Annotated in this window: 7 protein-coding genes and 1 pseudogene; 4 read left to right on the top strand and 4 right to left on the bottom strand. The window is 63.0% G+C overall.

What is annotated here, in order from left to right:
* Positions 1 to 73 precede the first annotated feature (73 nt).
* On the bottom strand, positions 74 to 676 hold the full coding sequence (locus QCE73_RS39035) for a TniB family NTP-binding protein (protein WP_309886148.1): 603 nt from the start codon (positions 674 to 676) through the stop codon (positions 74 to 76).
* 7 nt (positions 677 to 683) lie between these two features.
* Positions 684 to 2,309, bottom strand: coding sequence for a Mu transposase C-terminal domain-containing protein (locus QCE73_RS39030; protein WP_309886146.1), 1,626 nt, complete (start codon positions 2,307 to 2,309; stop codon positions 684 to 686).
* A gap of 381 nt (positions 2,310 to 2,690) precedes the next feature.
* Here QCE73_RS39030 and QCE73_RS39025 point away from each other — a divergent pair, with 381 nt between their 5' ends.
* Together QCE73_RS39025 and QCE73_RS39020 are read left to right on the top strand one after the other, a co-directional pair.
* Complete coding sequence (locus QCE73_RS39025; RefSeq protein ID WP_309886144.1) at positions 2,691 to 4,820, top strand: phage integrase family protein; 2,130 nt, start codon at positions 2,691 to 2,693, stop codon at positions 4,818 to 4,820.
* A gap of 97 nt (positions 4,821 to 4,917) precedes the next feature.
* Positions 4,918 to 5,121: a hypothetical protein gene (locus tag QCE73_RS39020; protein ID WP_309886142.1), complete on the top strand. Its 204-nt coding sequence runs from the start codon at positions 4,918 to 4,920 to the stop codon at positions 5,119 to 5,121.
* 134 nt (positions 5,122 to 5,255) lie between these two features.
* Here QCE73_RS39020 and QCE73_RS39015 read toward each other — a convergent pair whose 3' ends face one another.
* Together QCE73_RS39015 and QCE73_RS39010 are read right to left on the bottom strand one after the other, a co-directional pair.
* Positions 5,256 to 8,231: a Tn3 family transposase gene (locus QCE73_RS39015; RefSeq protein ID WP_309886140.1), complete on the bottom strand. Its 2,976-nt coding sequence runs from the start codon at positions 8,229 to 8,231 to the stop codon at positions 5,256 to 5,258.
* A gap of 3 nt (positions 8,232 to 8,234) precedes the next feature.
* Positions 8,235 to 8,414: pseudogene (locus QCE73_RS39010) on the bottom strand (helix-turn-helix domain-containing protein); the annotation flags it as partial.
* A gap of 52 nt (positions 8,415 to 8,466) precedes the next feature.
* Between QCE73_RS39010 and QCE73_RS39005 the strand changes: the two are divergent.
* On the top strand, positions 8,467 to 8,781 hold the full coding sequence (locus tag QCE73_RS39005; RefSeq protein ID WP_309886138.1) for a transposase: 315 nt from the start codon (positions 8,467 to 8,469) through the stop codon (positions 8,779 to 8,781).
* Positions 8,778 to 9,449, top strand: a 672-nt coding sequence (locus tag QCE73_RS39000) for an IS3 family transposase (protein WP_404989888.1), incomplete at its 3' end; no start/stop codon positions are given. The genes QCE73_RS39005 and QCE73_RS39000, both read left to right, overlap by 4 nt.

Raw genomic sequence — 9,449 nt, 5'->3', positions numbered from 1 at the left:
ACTTCGTCCATCATTTACACCTGTCCATTTGAAATTTGCATGGACATGATCGTCGGGCTGCTCGTCTTGCCGATCAAGATGCCTTCGCCGGGTGCTTACCGATAACCGCGTCTCGGGTGCCGACGAGCACCATGGTCGCTCGCAGATCGTTGGCCAGGAATTTCAGCAGATTGAGCGACGCGCGTTGCTCGCGATATGTGCCTGCGAGAAGGGGATGGACTTCATCGACGATCAACATGTTGGGCGCCATCCGGCGCAACAGATCCCTCGCGAGACGCTCAAGTACGGCTAACCCGGCAGCGGCGTTGTGCGGAGCGCCGAGTTCAAACAGAAGCGAGGAGTAGAAGCGATGCTGGTCAGGAGTGGGCGGCATCTGCATCGAGATGATGGGGCGCATTTCCATGCCGCGGCGTTCGTCGAAAACATCGGGATGCCGGCGGCGGAACTTGGCGGTGATTTGCGTCTTGCCGATGTTTGAATCGCCATGTAGCAAAAGGCACGGCATGCGTTCGCGTCGCGGCGTGACAAACAACCGTTCAAGCTGTTCGAGTGCTTGGGTGGCGCGTGGGTAATCAATCCAGCGATCGCGTAACAGGCATTGAATGCGTGTGTCATCGTCGAGCTGTGCTTGTGACCGTGTCGCCGGCAGTAGATGGGAAAGGGGAGGCGATTTCATCTACGCATCACCATTGCTCAACGTCGTAGGCCGTTACCGGCTTGCTGTAATCGATGGGGTCCGGTTGCTGCGCCGAGGCACTCGCGGTACTTGGGCTGGCACCCTGCTCGAAAATTCCGTGTGTCGAATGTTCGCGTGCCGGTGGGCTGTGGCGCTTTACTTTTCGGGCCATGCTTTTTGCGTCGGCGATCAGACGGCGTTGCTGCTCGATCGTACGGAACATCATGACCTCAGAGATGCTGCGCTGGCCCTCGTCGCGCAAAGCTTTGACCGCGGCACGTTGTTCCCATAGGGAAATCGGCGGGCGGCGCAGGTCTGCATATCGGACTTCGATGAACTCCTTTCTGGTCGAACTGACGAATATCCTTGAGAGATCCTCGGGATGGTAGCGAATGGTCACCAAGCGACGGTCTTCACGCCACGCCGAGAAGATGGGGTGCCAGTAGCGAACGTAAAACAGCGTTAGTCCGTCGGCCTGTATCGTTCGGCGAGCGATCGGGAGAAATCGCACCAAAAACCGCAACGCGGCGTCGGGGTTTGGCGGCAACGTCGGAGCAGGCGCAGCGGCAGACAGGCTCGTCCACGTGCTTGCGGGCGTGGCGCCCAGCAGCCCGCGGTGGGCGCTGTGATGATAGCGCTGGGCTATTTCAAGCGCGAGCCATTGCTCGAATTCGTGCAAAGTCAAGGCAGCCTGTTTTTCTGGTGCGCGCGCTTTTCGGCCTTTCGGCGAGGATCCTGTGCTGCCTGGTAGACCGTGGACACGTTCCATCAAAGTGCGGTTAAGTCTCTCGATATGACCACCGAAGTGCGGGCGTCCAACTGGCCGGTACATGAGCTCGATGCCATACTCGGCGCATCCCGCAAGTAACGCTCGACTTTTGAACTCCGCGGCATTGTCCAGGTGCAGCACGCGGGGCACGCCATGCATTGGCCATTCAGCCTGAACGCCGAGCTTCTCGAGCCATTCCGCTTTGGGCAGCACAACTCGTGTGAGCAACAAGGCAACGGTCGCTGCGCCTGGGCGATCCATGCCGACGTAGAAGCCCACCACGCAGCGCGTCGCAACGTCGACGGCAAGCGAAAGCCATGGCCGACCGAGCGAACGGCGCAAAAGATCATCGACTACGAGAAGGTCGGCCTGGGTATGGTCGACTTGCACGACGTCGAGCGGATTGCGGACAACAAAGTTTCCCGGAGGCGCATCGGCGTTCACGCGCTCGAGCGCCTGCGCTTCGCGATGAGTCGCCCACCACCGTGCAACCGTGCTGCGGCTTGGCGGTCGCGCGCCGCTCTCCGCACATCTTCGACGTATTTCAAGCGTGAGATCGGAGAGGGGATGGGCAAGCTGGCGTTGCTTCGGCAGCCATACGTTGAGGACGTCATCGACGATCGCCTCAGTGCGGCCGCCCAGCTGGCGCTTTCCGCGCTTTGGCCCGCGCTCGCGCGGCCTCATCGAGCTGTTTACCGGATCCGAAAGAAAGCGCCGTCGCAGACGGTAGACAGTCGCCCAATGGAGGTTAAGCAGTTTCGCAGCCTGCTTCGCCTGCTCAAGTGGCAGCGGCCCGGTCCCCAGCGGGCGAAGCACGCGGGCGATGGCTGCCTCCCGCTCAGCATCGTTCTCTGGTTTGGCCATTGACGTTGTCCGCGAGGAAGGTTGCCACCTACATTAGTACAATTGTTGGGCAACGGGGATACATTAGCCGAATTGATGGGCAGTAGTCGCTTTGGTCGTCGCATTTGCACAACACCGCCCAACGCTTCAGAAAGCGGAAATTTATCAATAAATCAATGGCTTAGGCGGCGGCGTCATTAGCGCGATAAGTGGGCGTCATTAGCGGAATTAACGAACCTCAACAGCAGGACGCACGACCGATGTTCGAGGCCCTGTGTCGCAAGTTCCCCGGCGCGTTCCTCGCGGACGCGCGGGCCCTGCTGAAACGCTTTACGACGTCGCGTGCCGCACCGAGGCAGGGATCGGAGCAGGGACCCGCTAGCGCGGGCGGGGAGAGTCCTCATGGCTAACCCCCGACCCGCGGTGCCCCCTGCTTCTCCCAAGGCGTCCGCCAGGGCCACCCAAAAAGCGCCCCCTGAGGCTGCCCCGGAAAAGCTCACCGCCAAGCCGGCGCGCGCCCCGGAAAAGCTCACCGAGTCACCCGCGCTTGAGCGGCGCTACACGACCAAGGATTTCACGGCGTTGCGCGCCTACGTGCAGCGCATTCCGCCGGCGGTGATCGCGCGCACCTACTACGATCCCGACGAGGATGCGCACGCGGCGACGCCCGGCGCGATGGAGCGGCATCTCACCACGATGCTCGACGCGCTGGTGGCGCTGGCGCTCGCGCACGGCTCCGCGGCGCTTGCCGATCACTTGCGCGCATCCATCAAACAGCACGGCCAGCCTAAGCTGACGGCCGTGACGTTTCGCATGGTGACCGAGGCGGCGCAACTGGCCGCGCTGCCGCCGCGGGCCGATCATCCGATCGGCGCCTGGCTGCGTCCGCGCGTGGCGCGGCGGCTGAAAGGCACGGGCATCCAGACGCTGAGCGAACTGGTCGCATTCTGCAACCGGCGCGGCGGCAGCTGGTGGCGCTCGATCCCGCGCATCGGCCCGGGCCGGGCGCGCGCCATCGTCAGCTGGCTGCGCAGGCAGCAGGCATCACTGCAACTAACGATCGACGCCGACGTCGACTCCGTGGAGCAGGACGGCATCCCATTGATCGCAGCCGAACTCGTCGAGGTCGTCCCGGCGAGCAAGGTGACGGTAAGCGGCCCAAGCGGCGGCCTGAGCGGCAGCGGTCCGAACGGCGGCCAAAGCAACGGCGGCCCGGGCGGCGCCTCAAGCTCGGCAGGTCGACTGACGCTTGCGCCGTTAGAACGGTTATCGGTGCCGCACGCGCTCTCCGGTGCCGCGGGCGAAAACCGCGCGACGGCCTTCTGTTATATCCAGGCGGGTCACGATCTCGATGCGGTGCGCGCCTATTTGAACCGCTTTCGGGATCAGCCGAAAACGCTACGCGCGTACACCAAGGAGCTCGAGCGGTTTTTGTTGTGGGCGGTGGTGCTGCGCGGCAACGCGCTGAGCGATCTAAGGGTCGATGACTGCGAGGCCTACAAGGATTTCCTGAAAGCGCCGGACCCGCGCTTCGTCGGTGAGCGCTTCCCGCGGCACTCGCCGCGCTGGCGACCGTTCGCCTTGTCCGACTCCTCTGCGGCCGCCGATGGTCAGGCATCGCTGTCTGCGACGCTTTCGCCCGAGTCGCAGCGCTATACCGTGCGGGTGCTGCGGACGGCGTTCACCTGGTGGGTCGATGTGCGGTATCTCGCCGGCAACCCGTGGATGGCCGTCAACGATCCGGTGGTGATCAAACGGGAACGCGCGATGAAGATCGAACGCGCGTTGCCGGCTGGGCTGTGGCGCAAGCTGCGCGACGAGCTCGATGTGCGTTCAGCGGCAGAGGGCGCGGCGACGGCCGGTGCGCAATGGCGGGCCGTGCGAGCAGTGATTCTGTTGATGGGCGATTCCGGTCTGCGACGCGAGGAAGCCGCCAGCGCCCGGCGCGAGGATTTGCGCCCTTCATCGTATAGCACGTTTGAACGACCGGTCTGGGAGTTGACCATCGTCGGTAAGGGTCAGCGCGAACGCACGGTGCCGGTGAGCGCCGCGACGCTGAACGCGCTGCGCGCACATTGGGTCGACCGGGGGCAGGATTTTGACGGGGCGACCGGAGAAGACAAACAGCGCGGCCCGCTGTTGAGCCCCGTCGTCATCCCGTGGACCGACGCGTCGCGCCGGCGACATCGGGCGGGGCAAAGCGGTGACGGGCAACCAGCGACTGAGGCGGGCTACACCGCGGACGGACTCAATCGGCTGATTAGTCGAATGGTCACCGAACTGGTCGAGACGATGGATGGGTTGAGCCTCGATGAACGCATGAGGCTCGGGCAGTCGAATGCCCATGCGTTCCGCCACACCTTCGGCACCCAATCGGTCGCGGATGAAGTCCCCGTGGATGTCGTGCAGAAGGTGCTCGGTCACGCCTCGCTGCAAACGACGACCCTCTATGTCCAGGCCGAAAAGCAGCGCGTGGTCGAAGAGGTGGCTCGCTACTATGCCGGCGTCGCCGCGCATAAGACGGGGCAGTGAGCCGCAGTGCAGTCGGCGCTGCGCGCGTCAATGCCAAGACGAATCACTTTCCGGCGCTTTCTCGTGCAATTGCGCGCAGGAACACAGGAAAAACACGATGACGGACAAAGAATTGAACCTGCGCGCCGGACTGGCTGCGTTCTCCGATGTGGATCGCGTGGTCGCCGTGAACCTCGATCAGTTTGATCCGCTGAACTCGCGCGACGATCTGATCAACCTGCTGGTCGAGACCGGCATCTCGTTTTCGCGTCCACGTGAGGGTAATCTGGCGATGAGGAGAGCAATAGCAGCATCCAAGTGAGTCAAAATTTGCGATGTCGCCTCCGCGGCTGCTCGAGTAGCGTGCGAACTCGCAGCGAGCTGGATCGACGACAACGACCTCCAGGCGTGAAAGCTCAATACGGGGTGCCGTCAAGAAACGGATTTTTTCGTACGCTAAGGCGTCGTATTGACTGATCTGACGGCGCGCAACGGCCTGAATCGCCCCTTCGCGACGCGCTTATTCGCATGCCAGACGTAATCGCCGGTCAGGTTGATATGGTTCCACCCGAGCGGCGCAAGGTGCGTCAGCAGGCTGTCGTCGACGTTCTGTTGCTGTCGCAAGGCCGCGACCGCCCGTTCCAGATACACCGTATTCCAAAGCGTAATCGCGGCTACCACGAGGTTGAGGCCGCTGGCCCGATAGCGCTGATTTTCATACGAGCGGTCCCGGATCTCCCCAAGGCGGTAGAAGAATACCGCTCGTGCGAGCGAGTTGCGAGCCTCGCCCTTGTTCAGGCCGGCGGATACACGTCGACGCAGTGCCGGGTCCTGCAACCACTTGAGCGTGAACAGCGTGCGCTCGATGCGCCCCAGTTCGCGCAAGCCGACAGCAAGGCTGTTCTGCCGCGGATAGGCGCTGAGCTTGCGCAGGATGAGCGAGGCGGTCACCGTGCCCTGCTGGATCGAGGCTGTGAGCCGGGCCACGTCCGCGAATTCCCGCTCGATCAGTCTGCGATTGATTGTCCCGCCGATCCGCGAGGACAATGCCGGCCAGTCGCCCGGCTTGCCGGGCACATACAGGTTCTTGTCCGCAAGGTCAGCGATGCGCGGTGCAAACTCGAATCCGAGAAAGTGGCACAGCGCGAACACGTGATCGGTCAAGCCCGCCGTGTCGGTGTAGTGCTCGTCGATGCGCAGCTCCGATTCGTGATACAGCAGGCCATCGAGCACGTGGGTTGCGTCCCGCACGGGCGAATTGATGACCTTGGTGTGAAACGGCGCGTACTGATCCGAGATGTGCGTGTAGAACAGCACGCCCGGCTCGCTGCCGTACTTTGCATTGCGATAGCCGGCGGCCTGGCCTTGACCGCCCGCGCGGAAGCGCTGTCCATCGGATGACGAGGTGGTGCCTTCGCCCCAGTACGCCGCGAAGGGCAGACGATGCTGGTAGTTGACCAGTTCGGCCAGTCCCTTCTGATAGGTTTCATCGCGGATGTACCAGGCGACCAGCCATGAGAGCTTGGCGACACTCGTGCCAGGACATGCGTCGGCCATCTTCTCCAGCCCGAGGTTGAACGCGTCGGCAAGGATCGCCGTGAGCAATAGCGTCCGGTCCGGGTGCTCCGCGTCGTTCTTCAGGTGCGTGAAGTGGCGCGTGAAGTCCGTCCACTGATCGACCTCGAGCAGCAGGTCCGTGATCTTCACCCGCGGCATCAGGTCATACACCTGCTGCGTGAGCACGTCGGCCGCCGCAGGCGTCGCGTCGTCGAGTGGCGTGATCTTGAGCCCCTTGTCGTTCAGTTCGACGTCCGGCAATTCCCCTGCCGCTGCGAGCCGGGCAGTTTCATCCAGCGTTTCCCGCAAGCGAGCGAGGCGCTCCCCCAGATAGGCCGTGGCAGACGTTTCGACAGCCAGCCCGAGCCGGCTTTCACGATGTTGCTGTTCGAACGTCGCGCGCGGCATCAGATATTCATCGAAGTCCTTAAACTGACGGCTGCCGATCACCGATACGTCGCCGGAGCGTAACGCGTTTTTCAACTCGCTCATCGCGGCCATCTCGTAAAATTTCCGGTCGATCCCACCTTCCTTGAAGACAAACCGTTCCCAGCGCGGCTTGACGAAGCCCGTCGGCGCATCGGCTGGTACCTTGCGTGCATCGGCGTGATTCATCGCGCGCAGGGCTTCGATCGCATCCATCAGGTCCTGCCGGGCGGACGCGGCACGGAAATCGAAGGTGTCAAGGAAGGTCGGCGCATAGCGCCGCAACTGCGTGTAGTGATCGGCCAGCAACGCGGTTGAATCAAACTCGGCGTCACGCGCGAGCTGCTCGGCCTCTCGCACGGAGGCCGTAAAGGCTTCCCATGGCACGATTGCCTCGATCGCCCGGAATGGATCATCGCCGGCTTCCTTCGCGGCAATCAGCGCGGCACCAATTTTTGCATACATACGGACCTTGTCGTTCACGGCCTTGCCCTCGGCCGCGAACCGCTTTTCGTATTTGTGCTTCGCCTTCGTGAAGAACGAACCGATCAGGCGGTCGTGCATGTTGAGAATCTCGTCGGTCAACGTTGCCGCCGTGTCGAGCAGGATGGCCACGAGCGTGGCGTGACGCCGCTCGGTCTCATACTCCTCGAGCTGGTACACGGCCGTTTGTCCGCCTTCACGCGCGAGGCGCAGCAGCCGATTCTGGTGAACGTTCCGGCCGATATCTGCCGGCAGCCCGAGCGAGCGGATGGCCTGCAGGCGTGCGATGTGCGCCAGGACGGCTTTCGCGCTCGGCTCGCCCGGTGATTGCCGCAGCCACGCGAGCTTGCTAATCGGGCGAGGTGGAAACGGCTGCAGTAACTGATCGAGCGCCGTGCGCTGCCCGGTGCTCAGCGGCACGGTGAGCAGCCGGTATACCTCGCGTTGTGCGCGTGTGGCGACAGTCGCACAGAGCTTTTCGAGAGCAGCAACCGGCGGCAACAGCACACGCTGGCGCCGGAGTTCGTCGACGGCAGCCTGCGCGAGGACAATGCCCTGAGCGGTTTGCATCGCGATTGGCAGCAGGAACGCGGCCACCTCCCGATAACGATGCCGGTCGAACTGGGCCAGCCCCGAGCGGGCCAGCAGCTCCTGCAGGTGTTCCCGACGTGTTTCGTCGCGCGACGCATAGAGATCCCACACCGCAGGCGCGACCCGCAGCTGCGTCGCCACGATACCGAGAATCGGCGCATGGGGTTTCTCGCCCGGCCCCAGCACGCGTCCTGGATAGCGCAGGTAGATCATGAGCACCGCGACGCCGAGGCGGTTGTGATTGCCGCGGTGCTGACGCACGAACGCGAAGTCTTCCTTCGACAGGGTGGCGAGACGGATCAGTTCGCTTTCGTCATCGGGAAACGCGAACAGCTGGAAGCGCTGTGCGGGCGTAAGCAGTTCGCGGCGGGGCACGCTTCACCTCTCCGCGCGAAGGTACTGGTACAGCGTTTCCCGGCTGATCCCGTAATCGCGTGCGATCTGCGCCTTGCGTTCACCGGCTTCGACCCGACGCCGTAGATCGGCGATCTGCGCATCGGACAACGCGGGCTTGCGCCCGCGATACACTCCGCGCTGGCGCGCGAGCGCAATACCCTCTGAGATTACCCGCCAAAACGGACACCTATCCTTTGGAAAAGGGGGTGTCAAAATGGGCAAGCATCGAGCACCGTACCCGGCGGAATTCCGGGCTCACATAGTCGAGCTGGTGAAGGCGGGGCGAACACCCGAGGAGCTTGCGCGAGAGTTCGAGCCGAGTGCGCAGACGATAATCAACTGGGTGGCGCAGGCGGATATTGACGCCGGCGTGCGTCAGGACGGGTTGACCACGGCTGAGCGCCAGGAACTAACCCGCTTGCGCCGCGAGAATCGGCAATTGAAGACGGAGCGCGACATTCTCTCTCACGCTGCAGCCTGGTTCGCCCGCGAGACAGGAGCCGTATCCTCGAAGGATACGGATTCATGAGAGCGAATCAGGCCCGTTGGCCCATTGCCACGATGGCCCGGCTGCTGGGAGTCTCGACCAGCGGCTACTACGCGTGGCTGGTGCGGGAGCCATCAAAGCGGTCACGTAGCGATGCTCAGCTACTGACGCGCATTCGTACGTTGCATGCGAGTTCACGAGGTACATATGGGGCGCCGCGCATCCATGCTCAACTTGCGCGCGAGGGAGTGCACGTGGGACGCAAACGAGTCGCGCGCCTGATGCGCATCGCGGACCTACGGGGAGCAACCCGACGGCGCTGGCCACGGACAACGCGCCAGCGTGCGGGGGCGCGGCGTGCGCCGGACCTCGTGCGCCGGCACTTCAATGCAGAAGGGCCCAACATACTGTGGGTCGCAGATGCCACCTACATTCCGACGACAGAAGGCTTTCTCTTTCTGGCTGTGGTGCTTGATGTGTTCAGCCGGCGCATCGTCGGCTGGGCGATGTCGAACCACTTGTACACCGAACTGATGTTGCGCGCGCTCGACATGGCCATCCAGCAGCGACGTCATGAGGGAGTGATTTTGCATTCCGACCAAGGGTCCCAAGGCGGATTCAACCGGTCGTCGCAACACTCGATTATTGAACAGACCTCAGGTATTCGTCCAGGGCTTCGGCCGGTGTCTTCCAACCAAGCGTTTTCCGGG

Origin of the sequence: Caballeronia sp. LZ029 (assembly GCF_031451275.1) — a bacterium.
Classification (GTDB): Bacteria; Pseudomonadota; Gammaproteobacteria; order Burkholderiales; family Burkholderiaceae; genus Caballeronia; species Caballeronia jiangsuensis.
This window is presented reverse-complemented; position numbering and strand designations above follow the sequence as displayed.

Bases quoted from the DNA above. Each gene is read 5' to 3' on its own strand.
- QCE73_RS39030 (WP_309886146.1), bottom strand. From the start codon at position 2,309: ATGGCCAAACCAGAGAACGATGCTGAGCGGGAGGCAGCCATCGCCCGC.
- QCE73_RS39025 (WP_309886144.1), top strand. From the start codon at position 2,691: ATGGCTAACCCCCGACCCGCGGTGCCCCCTGCTTCTCCCAAGGCGTCC.
- QCE73_RS39035 (WP_309886148.1), bottom strand. From the start codon at position 676: ATGAAATCGCCTCCCCTTTCCCATCTACTGCCGGCGACACGGTCACAA.
- QCE73_RS39005 (WP_309886138.1), top strand. From the start codon at position 8,467: ATGGGCAAGCATCGAGCACCGTACCCGGCGGAATTCCGGGCTCACATA.
- QCE73_RS39020 (WP_309886142.1), top strand. From the start codon at position 4,918: ATGACGGACAAAGAATTGAACCTGCGCGCCGGACTGGCTGCGTTCTCC.